The sequence below is a fragment of the Mesorhizobium sp. CA12 genome, assembly GCF_020165255.1.
Taxonomy (GTDB): Bacteria; Pseudomonadota; Alphaproteobacteria; order Rhizobiales; family Rhizobiaceae; genus Mesorhizobium.
Genome location: NZ_JAIUHT010000014.1, coordinates 14,080 through 33,658 on the forward strand (window position 1 = coordinate 14,080; position 19,579 = coordinate 33,658).

General features: G+C 59.3%; 12 protein-coding genes and 1 pseudogene. 9 read left to right on the forward strand and 4 right to left on the reverse strand.

Annotation, left to right across the window (positions count from 1 at the left end; genetic code table 11):
• Positions 1–288 precede the first annotated feature (288 nt).
• From LB520_RS21675 to LB520_RS21695, 5 genes are all read left to right on the forward strand, one after another.
• Positions 289–1,038 (forward strand): hypothetical protein, encoded by a 750-nt coding sequence (locus LB520_RS21675; RefSeq protein WP_224639113.1) that lies wholly within the window; start codon positions 289–291, stop codon positions 1,036–1,038.
• Positions 1,031–7,720: a beta strand repeat-containing protein gene (locus tag LB520_RS21680; protein ID WP_224639115.1), complete on the forward strand. Its 6,690-nt coding sequence runs from the start codon at positions 1,031–1,033 to the stop codon at positions 7,718–7,720. The genes LB520_RS21675 and LB520_RS21680 overlap by 8 nt, the downstream gene beginning before the upstream one ends.
• 69 nt (positions 7,721–7,789) lie before the next feature.
• Positions 7,790–8,266 (forward strand): hypothetical protein, encoded by a 477-nt coding sequence (locus LB520_RS21685; RefSeq protein WP_224639117.1) that lies wholly within the window; start codon positions 7,790–7,792, stop codon positions 8,264–8,266.
• A 35-nt stretch (positions 8,267–8,301) separates the two neighbouring features.
• On the forward strand, positions 8,302–10,449 hold the full coding sequence (locus LB520_RS21690) for a type I secretion system permease/ATPase (protein WP_224532477.1): 2,148 nt from the start codon (positions 8,302–8,304) through the stop codon (positions 10,447–10,449).
• Positions 10,449–11,921: an HlyD family type I secretion periplasmic adaptor subunit gene (locus tag LB520_RS21695; RefSeq protein ID WP_224532476.1), complete on the forward strand. Its 1,473-nt coding sequence runs from the start codon at positions 10,449–10,451 to the stop codon at positions 11,919–11,921. The genes LB520_RS21690 and LB520_RS21695 overlap by 1 nt, the downstream gene beginning before the upstream one ends.
• Before the next feature lie 288 nt (positions 11,922–12,209).
• On the opposite strand, the gene LB520_RS21700 is transcribed toward LB520_RS21695, so the two are convergent.
• Complete coding sequence (locus tag LB520_RS21700; protein ID WP_224634565.1) at positions 12,210–12,458, reverse strand: helix-turn-helix domain-containing protein; 249 nt, start codon at positions 12,456–12,458, stop codon at positions 12,210–12,212.
• A gap of 132 nt (positions 12,459–12,590) precedes the next feature.
• Between LB520_RS21700 and LB520_RS21705 the strand changes: the two genes are divergently transcribed.
• The 3 genes from LB520_RS21705 to LB520_RS21715 all read left to right on the forward strand — a co-directional run bounded on the left by LB520_RS21705 (position 12,591) and on the right by LB520_RS21715 (position 15,667).
• Positions 12,591–13,193: a hypothetical protein gene (locus LB520_RS21705; RefSeq protein ID WP_224639120.1), complete on the forward strand. Its 603-nt coding sequence runs from the start codon at positions 12,591–12,593 to the stop codon at positions 13,191–13,193.
• Between the two features lie 291 nt (positions 13,194–13,484).
• Entirely contained in the window at positions 13,485–13,760 is a 276-nt protein-coding gene (locus LB520_RS21710; RefSeq protein ID WP_224639122.1) for a hypothetical protein, read from the forward strand.
• Entirely contained in the window at positions 13,757–15,667 is a 1,911-nt protein-coding gene (locus tag LB520_RS21715) for a recombinase family protein (RefSeq protein ID WP_224639124.1), read from the forward strand. Before LB520_RS21710 ends, LB520_RS21715 begins: the two co-directional genes overlap by 4 nt.
• Positions 15,668–15,722: 55 nt before the next feature.
• Here the strand turns inward: LB520_RS21715 and LB520_RS21720 are convergent.
• A pseudogene (locus LB520_RS21720) lies at positions 15,723–16,325 on the reverse strand (SDR family oxidoreductase); the annotation flags it as partial.
• A 280-nt stretch (positions 16,326–16,605) separates the two neighbouring features.
• Between LB520_RS21720 and LB520_RS21725 the strand changes: the two are divergent.
• Entirely contained in the window at positions 16,606–17,247 is a 642-nt protein-coding gene (locus LB520_RS21725) for a ThuA domain-containing protein (protein ID WP_224639383.1), read from the forward strand.
• Between the two features lie 19 nt (positions 17,248–17,266).
• Here LB520_RS21725 and LB520_RS21730 read toward each other — a convergent pair whose 3' ends face one another.
• Positions 17,267–18,622 (reverse strand): glutamine synthetase family protein, encoded by a 1,356-nt coding sequence (locus LB520_RS21730; RefSeq protein WP_140635494.1) that lies wholly within the window; start codon positions 18,620–18,622, stop codon positions 17,267–17,269.
• A 231-nt stretch (positions 18,623–18,853) separates the two neighbouring features.
• A complete protein-coding gene (locus LB520_RS21735) occupies positions 18,854–19,552 on the reverse strand; it encodes a GntR family transcriptional regulator (RefSeq protein WP_224639126.1) in 699 nt (232 codons plus the stop codon).
• Positions 19,553–19,579: the final 27 nt, after the last annotated feature.

A 19,579-nucleotide genomic window follows, 5' to 3' on the forward strand; every position in this document is an offset into this window, starting at 1 on the left:
AAGCGAGTCGAAAGACCCGGTTGATATAAGACGGCAAAGTTGATTTTGTTCCAAAGAGGCGCTTATCGAGGAACAGTTGAGACGTGTTCCTAGTCGCGCATAGGATACGGACTGCGTAGACGGATGTCACTGAGTCACGACAGCTTGGATTCACTCTGGCTAATTGACGACGAAGCTTTTGATCTATCTATTCATGAAGACTAAGCGCTGCGAGTGCATTCGCCGTCTCGGGATTGGCAGAAAGAGGATGCCACCAAAGATGAGTCCGTCGTCTACAAAGAGAGTTGCATGCTGACTTTGGATGAGATCCTTAAAAGGGACCCAAAGTCGGTTCCTCTCGAAGAATATGAGAGGGCTTTCAAGTTCCTTAAGGTATCCAGGCTCCCTGACGCTGCAGAGGACAGGAAGCACCGATATCTGACGATATACAGGTTTCGCGTATTCGTGAGATCCTCAATTATTCCTGTCGTGTCTACGGCCATTGCTGTTGCTATCTATTATTTCCTCTGCTATGTCGTGCAACTTAGCAATTTTATTGTTAACTCTAAGTATATTTCCATCTTTTGGCCGCCGGCGCTCTACAGCATCTCTGCATCCAAGGTCACGCCTTTGGTCTCATCGATGCCATTGGGATCAAGTCCAGACGATATCTTGTTTTACGCCAATTCGTGCGGTCTTGCTAGTATAGTGTGGTTATCTTGGCTGCTTTGGCGTATCTACCGAGATGTCACTGACATCGGAAATTACGCACCGAGTGATAATGAAAGTGGTGTTACTAATTTAACTGCAAAGGTTATTGGCCTGTCGACATTCTATCTGATTGTTGCACTGTGTCTATTTTATGTGTCATCGATGGGATTTGCGACTGAAAGGTCTATTTATTTAGCTTCTATCTATGATGGGGTTTTGGCATATACAACAAAGAAGATTTTTTTGATATCTTCAGGCTACTGGTTGCTCGGTTTCTTCTCGATTCTATTGTCGATTACTGTTCGTGGATCACGCCGCAGGCCGGCAAACGGGGGGCTAGATGAGTGAAAATGAGGACGCCAGAAACGAAGTAGCTAGTCACCTGATGGCGGCGGCATTGGCATTTGACGATGCTGTGGCAGGGGCCTCGGCGGCGGTCGCGCCGAATTTGGAAACCGCGGCTGCTGCGTTCGAGACGGCCGCAAGATTCACTGGCCCCATTGGCATCGGCGTTTCGGCAATGCTTGGCGCGATTACGGAAGGGCCGAAAGGCGCACTGAAGGAATTCGCCGCTGCGTATGCAGGCGTTAAGGTGACTGAAGTTACCTACAGTTTGAGTCGGGTAGCTCTTGCTGCTTACTTTGGTGATGCGGTCGAAGTTGGGGTCGCCGCAGCCGCGGCAGCGTCGTTGGCCGGATTTCTGGCGGCCATCGCCGTCGGCAGTATAGCTGGTGTGGCAATAGCGGCTATAGCTAATACTGACCCAACCTACCGTGATGATCCCGCATCCCCGCTTTCGGGCTTTGAGCCAGACGGGATGGGTGGATTCGACCTAAATGATCCCGTCTATCATCTTCCGAATTATACCGGGGCTGGTACGGGCCTCGACTCTCCTGGCGAACACACTCCGGCCGGCCGCGGTGGTAGCGAATTCGGGGGCACGTCACAGCTTGGTGGCGGCGCGCCAAGCGGAGATTCTCGCGGCGAAAACCCTGATGATTCCGGTGTCAACGGCACCGCCGGGGAGCCTGGTCCATCGCGGGGTTCAAGGCGAGGCGGCACGCAATTGGATGGAGCGCAGGCGCCAGTACCCGGTGACGACACTGGCCTTTTCGATCCGAATCACAGTCAGGGCCATCCACCTGGCGGTTTAATCAACGATGGGACCTATTCGGTCCCGAGTCCCCTCGACCCTGTCTATGGTGTGCCTCCGGATCTTCAGGACAAACCAGTCCAGATTGACACGTACACCACGTCATCGATCCATGGGTTTTCGGACAATCGCGGCGGTGGCAGCGACGGTGCAGGCGGCGGCTACGCCCAGGGCGGAAATGGCGGCCTAATCTCAACGCCAGTGGGCGATCATGCAGGCCATCCCAACGGTGTTTCCGGGAACCGAGACAATGGTTGGAATGGGCACCCCGTCCTTCTCGACCTCTCTGGCAGCGGCCTGTCAATCGATCCATTATCGTCATCCACGCAGTTTCTCGATTTGAACGGCGATGGTTATGAACACCGCACGGCTTGGGCGGGCAAAGGCAACGGAGTTCTGGTTCTGGATCTCTATGGCGATGGCAAGATACATCAGAAGAACCAACTTGCCTTCACACAATGGGATCCCTCTGCGGCAAGCGATCTTCAGGCGCTCAAAGACGTTTTTGATACCAACCATGACGGAAAGCTGGATGCCGGTGATGCCGATTGGTCCATGTTCAAGGTCATGGTCAATGGCCAGATGGTGTCGCTGGCCTCGCTTGGCATCACCTCGATTGATCTCACGCCGACTGGGAGTGGCCGGACGTTCAATGATGGTTCGGCAATAACCGGCACGACAACTTATACCAAGTCGGACGGCACGACCGGTCAGGTCGGCGATGCGATCTTGGCAAGCGACAGCAATGGCTACCTGATCAATCAGGCCCAGACTACGAATGCCGACGGCTCGGTGACCAAGGACATTCTGGGCTATAACACCGACGGGTCGAAAGCCTTCGAGAACGTGGTTACGGTCAGCGCCAACGGCCAGAACAAGACCACCAGATACGACGACAACGGCGACGGCGTGTTCGATCGGAACCAGACCGACATTATAGTCCTCAATGCCGACGGCTCTTCGACGGAGACGATCACCGATCTTAACGCTGACGGCTCCAAAGCGGATGCAACTGCGACTACGACCAGCGCTGACACCAAGACGATTACGACTCTCGTTGACCAGAACGGCGATGGTATTTGGGACCAGTCCGAGACATTCGTCACCAATGCAGACGGCTCGACCAGCACGACGACGAAGCAGCTTGCCGCGAATGGGACCACGATTAACCAGATTGCGGTCACCACAAGCGCCGACGGCCAGACCAAGACCGCCAAGACCGATCACACCGGCTCAGGCAGCTTCGATTTCATCACGACAGATGCCACGGTTGTGAATGCCGATGGCAGCCGTGTTGAGACCGTGACGGATACCGGCAACAATGGGACTCTGCTCGACAAGACGGTGACGACCACCAGCGCCGACTCGCATAGCAAGACCGTCCACATCGACCATGCCGGCTCCGGCTCATTCGACACTGACGAGACGACTTCAATTGTCATCAATTCCGACAACTCGGTGACGACTACCGTCTCGACCTACAACGGCGCCGGTACCACTCAGATCTCCAAGACCGTCACTACCACCAGTGCCGACGGCCTGACGAAGACGGTTTCTCGTTACCTTGACGGTGGCACCTCGCCGGTTGACCAGGTCACAGACATCGTGACCGTCGCAGCGGACGGCTCGCGGACAGAGGCGGTTTCGGATTATGCGCTGGGTGGCACACCACTGAGCAAGACCGTCACGGCAACCAGCGGCGACAAGAAAAGCATCACCACCACCATAGATTCCAACGGTGACGGCGCGACCGACCAGGCCAAGACCATTGTCATCAATGCCGACGGTTCGACCACCACGACGTTGTCGAACTTCGCCAGCAACGGCACGCTGATCAATCGCACGCTGACAACAGCTTCCGCCGGCGGTCTGTCGACGACGATCAAGACCGACATCAATGGCGAGGGCACCTACGATCTCGTCGAGACAGACGTCATCGTCGCCAATGCGGATGGCTCTCGCACCGAGACGGTGACGGACACCAGCGCCAACGGCACGTCGATCGGCAAGACCATCACCGCCACCACCGCCAACGGCCTGACGCAGACCAAGCAGGAGGATCTCAATGGCGATGGCATCATCGACCGGACGGTAACGGACGCGATCGTGCTCAACGCCGACGGCAGCCGCACGCAGACGCTCTCGACGACCAGCAACACGGGCGTCCTGCTTTCCAAGACCGTGACGACCGACAGTGCCGACCGCAAGACCTCCACGGTGACAATCGACCGCAATGGCGACGGCCATGCCGACCAGACCCGCGTCAGCGTGCTCAATGTCGACGGCTCGACCACGCAGACGGTAACGGATACCAGCGCCAGCGGCGTGCAGATCGATCAGATGGTGACTGCGACCAGTGCCAATGGGCTATCAACCACGGTTTCGCGCAATATCGACGGAGCGATCGACGACACAGTTTCGAACGTAACGGTGCTGAATGCGGACGGCTCGAAGACGGAGACCATCAGCGACACTAGCCGTAATGGTACCTTGCTCAGCAAGCGCATCGTCACCGCGAGCGGCAACGGCTTGTCGGTGACGATGCTGAACGATGCCAATGGCGACGGTGTGCTGGACAGCGACATTGCCGACGTGACGGTGTTCAACGCCGATGGTTCGAAGACCGAAACGGTATCGACTTACAATGGCGCCGGCACCACCTTGATTAGCAAGACTGTCACCACTAGCAGTGGCGATGGCCTAACGAAGTCGGTGGCTCATTATCTCGATGGCAGCAGCACGCCCGTGGACACCGCCTTGGTCGTGGTGTCCTACGGCACGGCTGGCTCCGTGACCGAAACGGTCTCCGACTACAGCGGCAACAATACGCTGCTGAGCAAGACCGTCACAGTCTCCAGTGGCGATAAGAAGACGGTTACGGTCACTACCGATATCGACGGCAACGGCGTCAACGACGTTTCTACCACAGCCGTCACCAACGCCGATGGTTCGGTGACCACAGTCACTTCTGCCTATAGCGCGACTGGTATCCTGGTTTCGAAGTCAACCAAAACCGTCAGTGCCACCGGCATGTCAACAACGATTGCGACCGACCTCAACGGCGATGGCGTAGTCGATCAATCAAAGACTGATGTCATTGTGCTCAACGCCGATGGCTCCCGGAGCGAGACGATCTCCGATCTCAATGCGAGCGGCGGGCTGAAAGACAAGACTGTCATCACGACGAGCGCCAACGGCTTGTCCATCACGACACAGATGGATGGAACGGGAGCGGGCACCTTCAGCCGCACCACGAACGACGTCGAAACTCTGAATGCCGACGGATCGATAACTGAGGTCTTATCAGATCTTAACCCCAACGGCAGCCTTCACGACAAGACCACGACCACTACGAGCGCCAGCCGGATGACGATCACGACCGCCCGTGATGTCAATGGCGACGGCACCGTAGATCAGACAGTACTTAAGCAGGTCAACACCGATGGTTCGGTCACAACTTACAACATGGACGGGACGGTAAACCAGAATGTTTACGGCCTAATTTGGGGGGGGACGAACGGTCGTTACGAGACGGATAGCGCGAATGGGTTGTCGAAGACCGTGCAATATGACGCCAATGGCGACACCCGTTTCGAAAACCAAACGACCGACGTCACGGTTCTGAATGCGGATGGGTCCAAAGTTGACACGATCACAGACTCAGCCCTGACGGTGACTGGTCGAGTCTGGGAAAACAACGGCTGGTGGAACGCCTATAGTGCAACCACCAAGGACAAGGAAGTTATCTCCACCAGCAAGGATGGCCTGACCGTTACCAAGCAATTTGATTTGACGGGCTCAGGCACCTTCGGCAAGACCAGCACCGATCAAACCGTGCTGAATGCCGATGGCTCCAAGACGGAAACGATTGCCGAAGCCCAGGCCGGTGCTCAAATGGGCAAGTACGCTCAGACCACCAGCGCCGACGGCCTCAGCAGAACCAAGCAATGGTACTTTGGCGGTTCTTCCACCCCGAGCGAAACCTCGACGGACGTCAAAGTCATCAATGCAACTGGGTCGAGCACCGAGACGTTCACCAATACCGGGAGCAACGGAGCCCTGCTCTCGAAGTCGGTAAGCACGACCAGTGCCAATGGTCTCAATGTGTGGATTCAGCGCGACACGACCGGTTCAGGAAGCTTCAACCAGAGCGAAGCCGATGGCTCTTATACCTTGGCCGACGGCTCGATCGTCACGATGGTCGGCCATTATAATGGCAGTTGGGTTTTGAAGGACCAGACCGTCACAACGAGAAGTGCAGACGGGCGCATCACCAGCGTCAGTCGCGACGCCAACGGCGATGGAATTGTTGATCAGACGGAGGCGATCACGAAACTGGTCGACGGCAGCTCTCAAACCAGCATTTGGGACCTGCTGCCTACCGGAGCTGTGGCGGACTGGATGAGCTCGACTACGAGCTTCGACGGTCTGACAACCAATACAAGCTGGGACTTCAACAATGATGGTACGGTCGATCGTTCCCGTTCCGATACTCGCGTATACAATGCGAATGGCTCCTATAGCGAGACCGTTAAGGACTACCAGACGAGCACCAAAATCAGCACGGGCTGGGGATCTTCCAAAACGCCTGTCTTGCTGAAGACCACGTCGGTGACTGTAAGCGCTGACGGCAAAACCAAGATGACCAATGTCACGTTGAACAGCGACACCAGCGTCGATGAGACGTCGACGACGGTCACGGCTATCGATGGCTCGACGGTGACGACCGCGACCAACGACGCCGCCGCCAAGGCCGTCGCGCCGCTTCCGGGCAAGGTGCTCTGGAGTTCGGCGATCTCAACCAGCAACAAAACAGTAGCTTCAAAGGTAATTACGTCCGTCAGCGCCGACGGCCTCTCGAAGATCGTCCAGGCGGACTACGATGGCAACGGGACCTACGAACACACCGAGACGTGGCAGACTCAGATCGACGGCTCGCAGATCGGCACCATCCAGGATGTGAATTCCTCTGGCGCTGTGGTTGCCAAAGGCACCGAGAACATCAGTGCAGACAGATTGACCACAACCCTGAACGAGGACACTGACAACAACGGCACCACGGATCACGTAGACGCGGCAACCACCCATATTGACGGCACCATCACCGAGACCGTCACCAACTTCAACACCAATGGCACCCTCAAGCAGACCATCGTCACCAATGTCAGTGCCGACGGACAATCGACGTCGGTAATCACGACAACCCCGCCAGCCTCTTCCGGCGCACTTGCCACATCGACCACTGCCGTGAATGGCGTAGGCATGACGACGACCGAGTCGAACTCCACTGACACGGCTACGGTCAATGGCAACAACAATATCCTGACCGTGACCTCGGGTCAGGAGATGGCGACGGTGACCGGAACGGGTAATATCGTAAACGTTAATGGCACCGCCGCCGCGAGCGTGACGGGCGGAACAGGGACGGTGGTCAATTTCAACAGTTCTGGCAGTTCGCTGACTGCTACATCTGAGACGATCAATCTGGCCGCAGGAAGCAATGTGACGATCGGCGGTACCAGCGACACGATTATCATGAACCAGAACGAAACCGTAACACTGGCTTCTGTGAGCAGTCCTCCCTGGTCATATACAGGCCACTCGGATACGTTTGTCTTTCAACCAAATTTTGGGCATGAGACCATCTCGGGTTTCATCGGCTCGGGAAACGTCGGTACGTTCGGCTTCGGTGGGACGTCCCCTGATCAGATCGACATTAATCACGCCGTGTTCGCGGATTGGGCGCATCTCTTGGCGGCATCGTCGCAGTCGGGGAGCGACGTCATCATAACCGCGGATGCCAACGACACGATCACCTTGAAGAACACCACCTTGGCCCAGTTGCAAGGGGATCAAAGCCAGTTCCATTTCACCTGAAATCCGAAGACGGTCGATGATAGCGCCCTCGGATACGTCGGTCGCGATGCCCGTATAACACCTTGAGACATGATGATGCCAAGGAACTTCATCTTTGCTCTGGTGGCGATGATCGATTGGCTGCTCTGTGCAAGCGCCATGGCTGATGACGCGGATTTCACCGAAACCCGCCAATTTCTTCATGTGGTGATTGGAGGGAAACTCTATCATCTCGACAGCCTCGTCGTGAAGGCAGTGGGAACGAAAGGGCCACTGCCGGTCGCATTGATCACAGGTGGAACCGGGCACTCGGGGGCTGAGGTGAAAGGCGAACGCGCCGAAAACTATGCTCCGCAGGCCCGCGATCTTGCCCTTCGCGGCTGGCTCACCGTGGTCGTCATCCGCAGGGTATCGGCAAGTCGGACGGCACGTGGCACGCCTATTTTCAGTATGACGGAAGAGCCGGCATGGCCGCCGATCGCGGTGTGGAAATGTCCCGATGCGATAAGGCAGGAAACGCCGATTGCCGCCTCGTCATGGAAAACAATCGCTGGGTGGGGTCGCTGACACAATGAGAGGGCGCCGGCGTGGATAGCCCCGAGATGATCCCCGCGCGGGCACAGCCGCTCGACTCCGGCCTCCGGGCGGTCTGCGGCATAGCCGCCTTCTACCGGATCGCGGCCGATCCACTGCACCTCGCCAACCAGTTGGCGCTGACCGGGCGCCTTGCAAACGAGCGCGATCTCGTCCGCGCGGCCGCGTCGATCGGCCTCAAGGCGCGCATCGTCGGCAGCTTGACCCCAAAGCGCATCGAGACCCTTCCGGTACCGGCGATCGTGCGTGTCGCCGACGGCTCCTTTCAGGTCTTCGGTGGCAAAAATCCGAGCGGCCGGTTCCGCCTCGTCGATCCCATCACGCGCATCGATAAGGAACTCACGATCGATACTCTGCTGCCGGAAATCGGCGGCGAGATCGTCCTGATCGGCAGGCGCCTTGGAGGGCAGGGGTCCGACCCACGCACTTTTGGCCTCGGCTGGTTCCTGCCCTCGATCTGGCGTTACCGCAAACCGCTTGCCCATGTGCTGCTTGCATCGCTTTTCGTGCAGATCTTCGCGTTGGTAACGCCCTTGTTCTTCCAGGTGGTGGTCGACAAAGTACTGACTCACAAGGGTTATTCCACCTTGTTCGTGCTTGTGGCGGGCATGGCTATCATCGGCTTGTTCGACGTAATACTGCAGTATCTGCGCAGCTACGCGCTCTCGCACACCACCAACCGCATCGATGTCGAGCTGGGGCAAAAGCTGTTCCAGCACCTGCTGCGTCTGCCGCTGGGTTATTTCGAGACGCGGTCGGCCGGCCAGACAGTGGCGCGGGTGCGCGAGCTTGAGACTATCCGCAACTTTCTGACGGGACAGGGGCTTTTTTCGGCAATCGACCTCGTATTCACGATCGTCTTCATCGCGGTGCTTTATGCGTACTCGTGGAAGCTCACCATGATCGTCGTCGGATCAATCCCGCTTTACGTCCTGATTGCGGTCTTGGTGCGGCCCTCGCTACGGGCGATGATCAAGGAGAAGTTCAACCGGGGCGCGGTGAGCCAGCAGTTTCTGGTCGAGGCCATCGTCGGCATCCAGACGGTCAAGGCCGGCGCCGTCGAGCCGGTGATGCAAGCGCAATGGGCCGAACGCCTCGCCGCCTATGTTCGCACGTCATTCGATGCCACGATGCTGAGCGCCGGCGGCCAGAATGCCATACAGTATGTTTCCAAGCTCTCGACGGCGTTGCTGCTTCTCTTCGGAGCAAAGGCCGTTATCGACGGCGAGCTTTCTGTTGGGGCGCTCGTGGCCTTCAACATGATCGCCAACCAGACGGTACAGCCAATCCTGCGGTTGTCACAACTCTGGCAGGACTTCCAGCAGGTGCAGATCTCTGTCGACCGGCTCGGCGACATCCTCAACACGCCCATGGAGCGGATGCCGCAAACAAGCCTGGTCCTGCCGCCTCCGAAAGGCGCGATCGAGCTGCGCAACATCAGCTTCCGCTATCGGCCGGGCTCACCTGAGGTGCTCAAGTCCATATCGCTCGCGATTCAACCGGGCGAAGTCATTGGCATTGTCGGCGCGTCAGGATCGGGCAAATCCACCCTGACTAAATTGATCCAGCGTCTCTACACCCCTGAAGAAGGGCAGGTGCTACTCGATGGAGCGGACTTGTCCCAGGTCGACCCAGCGTGGTTGCGCAGTCAGATCGGAGTGGTGCTGCAGGAGAACCTGCTGTTTAACCGCACCATTCACGACAACATTGCCTTCGCTAACCCGGCATTGCCACGCGCCAATGTCATCGCGATCGCCAGATTGGCCGGAGCCGATGAGTTCATCGCCAGGCTGCCGGCAGGTTATGATACGGTCATTGAGGAGCGCGGGGCCAATCTCTCGGGCGGCCAGCGCCAGCGCATCGCAATCGCCAGGGCGCTTGCTACCAACCCACCGATCCTGATCTTCGACGAGGCAACCTCAGCGCTCGACTACGAAAGCGAGCGCGTGATCCAGGCTAATATGCGCCAGATCGTGCAAGGGCGTACCGTGATTATCATTGCCCATCGGCTGGCGGCGGTGCGGCCATGTCATCGCATCATCGGCATGGCCGACGGCCGTGTTGTCGAGATCGGCAGCCACGCTGAACTTATAGCTCAACCGAATGGCGTCTATGCCAGGCTCTGGGCGCTGCAGAACGATCAGGTGTTCGCCTGATGAACGCCATTCCTCAGCCGCCGCCTGCCGCTGGCCAACCAGTACCTCAACGGCCGTTCCGCCGGCTGAGACCAAGACGCTCGGATCAAGAATTCTTAGCGCCGGCGCTGGAAATTCTGGAAACGCCACCATCGCCGGTGCGCTTGGCCTTTATCGTGATCGTCTGCGCGTTCGTCGCAGTCGCGCTCATCTGGGCTTATTTCGGGCGCATCGACATCATCGCCTCGGCGCAGGGGAAATTCGAGCCGACAGGAAAGGTCAAGATCATCCAGCCGCTGGAGACCGGCCGGGTGAAGGCTCTTCCGCCTCCAGATGGCACCCATGTTCGCCAGGGTGACGTCCTGCTTGAACTCGATGCCGCCGAGGAACTCGCCGATGAGGCTGGCTTCAGACGCGCTCTCGCGTCCTACCTCGCCGAGGCTACGCGCCGACGCGCTGCCATCGGCGCGGCGCGCCAAAGGAGCTTCTCGCCGGCGCCTTCTATCGCTTGGGAAGACGATGTTCCCGATCTGCTGCGCATTCGCGAGCAGAATATACTGAACAGCGATCTCGGCCAACTCACATCAAACCTGGATTCACTCGGCGCTCAACGCCAACAGAAGCTGACAGAGGAACAGCAATTTGCGCAAACAATCGAGACGCAAAAATCATTGATCTCGACTTTGCAGGATCGCGTGACCATGCGCTCCACCGCCGCGGCCGCCGACGCCGATACGAAGTCAAATGTCATCGACGCCACGGAAACGCTTAAATACCAGGTCACACAGCTGGCCATCCAGAAAGGCCAAATGGCCGATGCCGAGGCGGGTGCCGAAGTGGTGGAACGCGAGATCGCCAAGACGATCGAGGAATTCATCACCGACAACACCCAGAAGCTGGGAGATGCCGAAAGGCAGATCGATGACCTCACTCAGAAGCTTGCCAAAGCCACCGCCGAGCGCGAGCGCAAGACGATAGTTAGCCCGATCTCCGGAACGGTGGAAGAATCCGTAATTACCAACATCGGCCAGGTCGTCACGGTGGGCCAGGAGGTCATGCGAATTGTTCCCGACGATTCCAAGTTGGAATTGCGGGTTTATGTCCTCAACACCGACATCGGCTTCGTGAAAGTAGGACAGCAGGCGGTAGTCAAGGTCCAGTCTTTTCCGTTTACTCGCTACGGCACCATCAACGCGACGGTGACCAATGTGGCGACTGACGCCATTCCCGAACCGGATGCAGCCCAGCTAGAAGGCAATCCGGCAGCTCAGATATCCAATGCAACTTTTGCCGGCGCTGAGCGAACCCAGAACCTGGTGTTTCCCGTCACTCTGACGCCGGACAAGACTGTTGTGAGCGCCGACGGCCACGACGTGCAACTGACGCCGGGCATGGCTGCAACTGTGGAAATAAGAACCGATAGCCGGCGAATTCTGGAATACGTGTTCTCGCCAATGGTTGAAGTAACGTCAGAGGCGTTCAAGGAGAGATGATGCAGCGACGACTCACACCGAAGGTTGATGACGTGTTCTTTCTAAGCAGTTAGACGTCTCTGTCATCGAGGTGCCTGTTATAAGGCGGCTGCGGCTCAGGAATAAGAGTGATCACCGTGGGGTTTGCCGACGGCGCTTGAAGCCGCTCAGATACTGCTGAGCGTGTTCAACGTTTTCCTGCATCAGGTCTGTCTCTCGCCCGAATACGCGCGAAATTTTTTCCAACCGGCTGACGCTTGTCCATACGTCGGGCAATCGAGGTTTACACACCCTAAGTTATCAATTTCTCTATTCGTCAAGCTCAGACTTCGATCTCTGAGGACCATCTGAGGGTCGTTTCAGCAATTCTGCGATATCCACATCCAGCACTTCAGCCAGCCGGTCAACGACATCGATGCTTGCGTTGTATACGTTACGTTCCAACGCGCTGATATAAGTGCGATCGATCCCAGCCTGGTGCGCAAGCTCTTCCTGTGACAGGCCTCTAGCCCGCCGCAAGGCTCTTAGGTTTTGCGCAAACGCTTCTCGTATTTCCATAAATCCGAGAACAGCGCCTTGCAGAGTATTTCACCACGGAGTATTCTCTACAAATCACATTCGAAAAATCAGGTTCCGTGATTGGTATTGACCCACTCAGCGGGAAACTTGCCCCCGGAAGGAGACTGTGCTGTGGCAGCGAAAAAGCCGACTCTTCTCGCCACAAGCCGCAACGGCACGGAATTGCAATCTGCAGCCATAGGCGATCCTGCGCTTCTGCTAATGAGTGATTGGCAAATGGCTCGATACATCTCCCTGCTATTATGCCGCGTGCAGCAGCGGTTGGAGAGTCAAATGATGGTCAATCCCGGAATTCAGGGATTGACCGCAGATTCACCGACGCGAGTTCAAGACCGACGATCGCGCACTCTTGGTGGCCCATGGGCGTATGCGGTTGCGCGTGAGGCCGAGGTCTTTGCGATGACCGAAGCTCTTAAGCTTCAAGATTCTCTCCCCGAAGTCGCGGCTACGTCGCTCGTCGGCGTCATTGCCAAGTTAGAAATGATCGTCGGCGCCGACCGGGATATTGGTGACCCTACGGACTTCCCGTGGCCGCACATAGCTTCGGTGCTAAGTGACTTAAGGGCGATCGCGGGAACTTTGCCGGTTGGTCGCCCGAGCCGGGAAAGGACGCGGAGCGATGTTGCCAAGCATTGGGAGTCCGCAGTCAAGCTGATCGCTGCGCTCGAAGCGGAAGGCGCGGCGGAGTACTGTGGCGATGTAGCGGTCCTGTGACTCGCCCGCTGAAATGTATCTTCAGGTGTGCAACTCGCAGGCGATATCGACTATCAACAGTCCGGGATTATGAGAGGCGGCAGACAAATTGCGTCGGTTCGCGTCCCACGGATGGTTCTGCCGGACGTCAGCATCAGCACGTTCCCACGCCTGCAGCCCGACCTTTACGATTGATGCGAGACCGCACGGCGCAAGTCATTGCACGCTGTGGCCTTACGACATGAACTTCGTGCTTTCCCTCGCAGTCCCGAGGCCTCTGATGGCAGGTCAATCCACCATTGGGAGCGACTCATGGCAGAGAAAACCAGGACCGGCCCACAGGCTTTGCTTCCGGCGAACGACAACGGCGACCTCGCCAGCCACGAGGGTCGCCCTGAAAGCATCGCGGCGGCCAGCCTGGATCGGGTGGTGCTGGATATCGCCCGGCTGATCGGCCGACGGCTGGCGCGGGAAGCATTCGAGGGCGGGCTTGCGGCCAACGATAATCGGCCGAGCCACCAAGAAGAAGAGGGCAGGGGGCCGGATGGTGAACCCCTTGGAAACAGGAGAGAGGATCTGCCGCCATGACCCGTGTCGCGCTCTATGCCCGCTATTCTTCCGATAGCCAGCGGGATGCCTCCATCGAGGACCAGTTGAGGCTGTGCCGTGAGCAGGCGGCGCGTGAGGGCTGGACCGTGGCGGGAACTTTTGAGGACGCGGCGATCTCCGGTGCCAGCACCGTGCTGCGGCCGGGCATCCAGCATTTGATACGCGATGCGCAGCGCGGCCGCTTCGACGTGGTGCTGGCCGAGGCGCTCGATCGCATCAGCCGCGACCAGGCAGATGTCGCCACGCTCTTCAAGCACCTCAAATTCGCCGGCGTCACCATCGTCACCTTGGCCGAGGGTGAGATCAGCGAGCTGCATGTCGGCCTCAAGGGCACGATGAATGCCCTGTTCCTCAAGGACCTTGCGCTCAAGACGCATCGCGGCCTGCGCGGGAGGGTGGAGAAGGGTAAGGCCGGAGGCGGGTTGTGCTACGGCTATCGGGTGTTGAAGAAGCTCGACAGCGAAGGCGAGCCCGTCCGTGGCGATCGCGAGATCGTGCCCGAGGAAGCGATCATCGTGCGCCGCATCTTCCGCGAGTTCGCCGCCGGCAAGAGCCCGAAGGCGATCGCCGTCGACCTTAACAACGAGGGCATTCCTGGTCCGCTCGGCCGACACTGGGGCGATACCAGCGTGCGCGGGCATGTCATCCGGGGGACCGGCGTCATCAACAATGAGCTCTATACCGGTGTGCTGGTTTGGAACCGGATGCATTTCGTCAAGGATCCCGCCACCGGCAAGCGCGTGTCTCGGGCCAATCCGCCAGCCAAATGGATCCGAACCGAGGTGCCGCATCTCAGGATCGTTGAGGACGAATTGTGGCAGGCCGTGAAAGAGAGACAGAAATCCATTGCCAGTCAGTTCGAGGCGGTGGCCATCGCCACGCGCAAGGCTAGGGCGAGGAAGCTTCACACCATGAAGCGGCCGGTCTCACTGCTTTCCGGCCTGCTCACCTGCGGCTGCTGCGGTGGGCGATACGGCCTGTTCACACGCGAGCGCTATGCCTGCCTCAATCACCAGCGCCGGGGCATCTGCGACAATGGCCGCACCATCACGCGCGAGAAGATCGAGCAGCGCGTTCTCGCAGGCCTGAAGGAAAGGTTGGTCTCGGCCGATGCCGTCGCCGAGGCGATCAGAGCCTATGTCCAGGAAACCAACCGCCTTAACCAGGAGCGTCGCGCGCAAGGCGAACAGGACCGCAAGGCGCTCGACAAGGTCGAGCGCGCCATCGCCGGCATCATGGCCGCGATCGAGGACGGCCTTTACCAGCCTTCGATGAAAGCGAGAATGGAAGACCTGGAGAGGCAGAAGGCGGAGATCACCGCGCGTCTGGCTCTGGCGCCCACTGACATGCCCGACCTGCATCCCAACATCGCCACTCTCTACCGCAAGCGGGTCGAGCAGCTCACGCAAGCACTTGCCGACCATGAGGACGGACGTCCCGCCGCCGAGGCGCTGCGCTCCTTGATCGGAGAGATCGTGCTCACGCCTGGCGACAAGCGCGGCGAGGTGCATGCCGAGCTACGCGGCGAGCTGTTCGGCATCCTTGAATTCGCCAAACCCGACCAAAATCAAAGGTCCGAGGATGTTATGACAACAGGGGTTGCGGGTCCCCGCAACCAAACAAAAAACGGCCCGCTCCTCGCGGGCCGTTTTTGTATTCGGCTGGGGTGGCATGGGGGCCGGCTGTTCATCCTTGCTCGCCGGATCGGGCAGGATCGCCTTGCGCCAATTCCTCCAAATAAGCACGCAGCGACCGCGGCTCCCGGCCCAAGATCGCACGTAGCGTCAGTGGGTTGCCGAGCAGGCCGTGGCGATCGTAGTGATCGAACATCGCCCGCAAGCCGGGAGGAACATCGCCGAGCACATCGGGATCGCGGCGCTCCCTAACTTCATGGCCCAGCACATCGCTCATCAGCGCAGCGACATCGAGGCGGTTAAGTTGCCCAGGTGCGCAGAGCTCGAACGTTCCAAAAAGCAGCCGCTCTTCGGTCAGGGCTATCGCGGCGACCTCGGCGACATCGCGATAGTCGACCAGCGAAAAGCGTGTCCCGGACGACCAGGGCTCCGCAAGCACGCCCTCTTTCACGACTTTGGGCCAGAATGCCGCGTAGTTCTGGAAGTAGCGCGCCGGATGGAGGAACGTATATTCCAGGCCGGAGTTGAGAACCGCCTCCTCGACCGGCGCTTTGGCGACATGATTGACGAGGTCCGAAAGCACCGGATGGATCACGGCCGAGAACACGAACCGGCGCACACCGGCGTCGATAGCGGCCTCCACGACTTTCTTTCCCACATCAGCCTCGGCGGGAATGAAGGCTGGGGCGATATAGAAGACGGCGCCCACATCCTTGAGCGCCCCATCCAAAGCTGCACGATCGCGCAGATCGCCGATGGCAACCTCGGTTGCGCCGTGACGGCGTACCAGTTCAGCCTGCTCAGGCTTGCGGACGAAGGCACGGACGCGCGCACCCCGAGCGGCAAGGGCGGGAATGACGCTGCCCGCAAAATTTCCCGCTGCACCGAAGGCGAGAATCATCATGATCATGTTCCTGTGCGTTTCGTGACGATCACGGATCTGTCCAGGCACCAGTGGCCCTCGACCCAATCTGGTTCCCGCGACCGGGATGTCACCTCCCCGCCGGCATATTTTTCGGGTAAGGCTTCAACAGGCCGCATAAGGCGCGCCGCGTTCGAATGGTTTCGTGTTTCGCCGTCGGCGGGTAGGCTCGCTTCGGGCTTTTTTGCTGACGGGCATCTCCGAAATCCTGGCAAGTATTCGCCCTAGGCGATCTCGAATGAACGCAACCAAACTGACGGAGAGGAAAATGCGGCAAGCGCTGATCGTATGGGGCGGCTGGGACGGGCATGAGCCCGAAGCCGGCGCGCGCGCCGTCAAGGCGATGCTCGAGGAAGAAGGCTTTGCCGTGCGCGTCGAAAACACGACGGCAGCTTTTGCCGATCCGGCGATCGCCGATCTCAGCCTGATCGTGCCGATCTATACCATGTCCAAGCTCACCAAGGCCGAAGAGGCGAACCTGACCGAGGCGGTCGAAAACGGCGTCGGCCTCGGCGGCTATCATGGCGGCATGGGCGACGCTTTTCGCGAATCAACGAACTACCAGTTCATGTGCGGCGGCCAATGGGTCGCGCATCCCGGCAACATCATCGATTATCAAGTGAACGTGGTGCGGCGCGACGACCCGATCATGCAAGGCATCGAGGATTTCGCCTACCGCTCCGAACAGTATTACATGCATGTCGATCCATCCAACGAGGTGCTGGCGACCACCACTTTTTCCGGCGACCACGCGCCGTGGATCGACGGCGTCGTCATGCCGGTGGTGTGGAAGCGCCGGCACGGCAAGGGGCGCGTGTTTTATTCCTCGCTCGGTCACGTGGCCTCGGAGTTCGAGGTCCCGCAGATGCGCACCATCCTGCGCCGAGGGCTGGCGTGGGCGGCGCGCTGAGCGACCGGCTCAAGGTCGGCTAAACACTTTCGAGATAGGTCTCGATCTCGAAGTCGCTGACGTTGAGCGCGAAAGTGTTCAGCTCCTGGCGCTTGCAGGCGACGAAGGCGTCGCGCAGCACGTCCGGGAAGATTTCGGCGACACGCTGGCCCGCCTCGAAGGCGGCGATCGCCGAGGCCCAATCCGGCGGCAGCTTGGCGAGCGTCAGCCCCTGGCCTTCGCCGCCGGTCGGCTCACCGGGCGAGAGCTGGCGCTCGATACCGATCAAGGCCGCGCCGAGAATCGCCGCCAGCACCAGATAGGGATTGGCGTCGGCGCCGGAGACGCGGTGCTCGATGCGGCGTGCGGCCGACGGGCCACCCGGAATGCGAATCGCCACCATGCGGTTTTCATAACCCCAGGCAACGGCCGTCGGCGCATAGGATCGCGGCCGCAGCCGGCGGTAGGAATTGAAATGCGGCGCGAACACCAGCGTGCTCTGGGCCATCGCGGCAAGCAGGCCGCCAACCGCATGGCGCATGGCATCGGAACCCTGATCCGAGCCGTCGTCGAAGATGTTGCGGCCTTGCCTGTCGAGGACGCTGAAATGGACATGGAAACCGTTGCCGGCGCGCTCGCCATAGGGCTTGGCCATGAAGCAGGCGGCAAAGCCATGCTTGCGCGCGATGCCCTTGACGGTGCGCTTGAAGAGCACAGCGTCGTCCGCGGCGCGCAGGGCGTCGGGCACATGGTTGAGATTGATCTCGAACTGGCCGACGCCGTTCTCGGCGATCGCGGTGTCGACCGGAATGTCCTGCATACGGCAGGCTTCGTAGATATCGTGGATGAAGGCTTCGAAATCGTCGACCTCGTCGATCGAAAGCGCCGCGTCGGAATCGAGGCGTCGCCCGGTTACCGGCGAGACCGGTCCGACAGGCCGCTGCGACGTCGGGTCGACAAGGTAGAATTCGAGCTCGGTCGCGGTGACGGGCGTCAGTCCTAGCGCGGCATAGCGGTCGAGGATGCGGGCCAGCGCGCGGCGCGGATCGCCAAGGTAGGGCGCGCCGCTGTCGTCCGCCAACCAGACCGGCAACAGCGCCGTCGGGTGTGCCGTCCAGTTGACCGGCAATATGCCGCGCCCCGTCCAATGGCAAAGGCCGTCGGCGTCGCCGGTCGAGAACACCTGGGCGTTGCCTTCGATGTCCTCGCCCCATATGTCGAGCCCGATGGCCGAGTAGGGCATGCGCAGCTTGCCTTCGAGCGCCTTGCGCGCCTGCTCGACCGGAATGCGCTTGCCGCGCATGATTCCGTTCAGGTCGCACACCGCCGCCCGCAGGCTCTGGATGTCCTTCCTGCTGTCCAGCCACTTCAAAACGTCTGCAATCGCATCGCTCAATTTCCAGCCCCTGTTTTTCTGGGCTGTAGCCCTGTCGGCTACGATATCCAATTTTCGGCTTGTGAGTTCGTGAAGGCCAACGCGGCTGATGCCGAGCGATTTTCCTTCATTTTTTCAAATCATTAGCCGGGATATCGGGAGGCATTTCAGGTCCACATTATGCGATCTGCGATCGCAACATAGCGGCCCGATCGGCGAAAGCCAAGCCGGATTCGGAGGCCCGCTTGCCTGTCAGTGGCGCAGTTCTGGAAATTTCACCTGGCCGAGGATGTGGGTCGCGCCCTCGGTGATATCGCGCACGATCGCGGCCCGCGCCCTTTCGCCGTCATGAGCCTCGATCGCCGCCACGACCTCCTCGTGGTAGTCGATGCCGAGAATGCCGGCCAGGTCATCCTCGAAACCGATGTGCAGATTTCGTAGGAATGGGCCGACCTGCATCCATACCGTCTCGATCAGAAAGATCATCTGCTCGTTGCCGCAATGGCGGTAGATCGAGAATTTGAAGTCATAGTTCTTGCGCAGATAGCTTTCGATCCCGCCGCCGCGGGCGGCTTCGGTAAGTTCGGCGCAGTGGCGCCGGATCGCGCGCAGATTGTTGCCGTTGATGAGTTTTGTCGCGAGCTCGGTGGCCGTGCCTTCCAGGACCGTGCGCACGGCGGTCAGCTGCTGGAAGCGGTCGGCGGAAATCAGCGGCACCTCGACGCTGCCGTTCGGCATCGGGCTCAGCGCTCTCAGCGCCTGCAGCCGCATGAAGGCGCTGCGCACCGGCATGTCGCTGGTGCCGAGCTCCTTGGCAAGCTTGCGCGAGGTCAGCTTCTGGCCGGGCTGGAGCTGCCCCGACATCAACGCCCGCACGAGCTCCATATAGACTTTCTCATGCAGCGGAACGGTATCGACAGCGGTCAGTCCGAATTGCGATTTGTCGGCCATTGGCGATGCGCTGCTTCACTCGTCCTG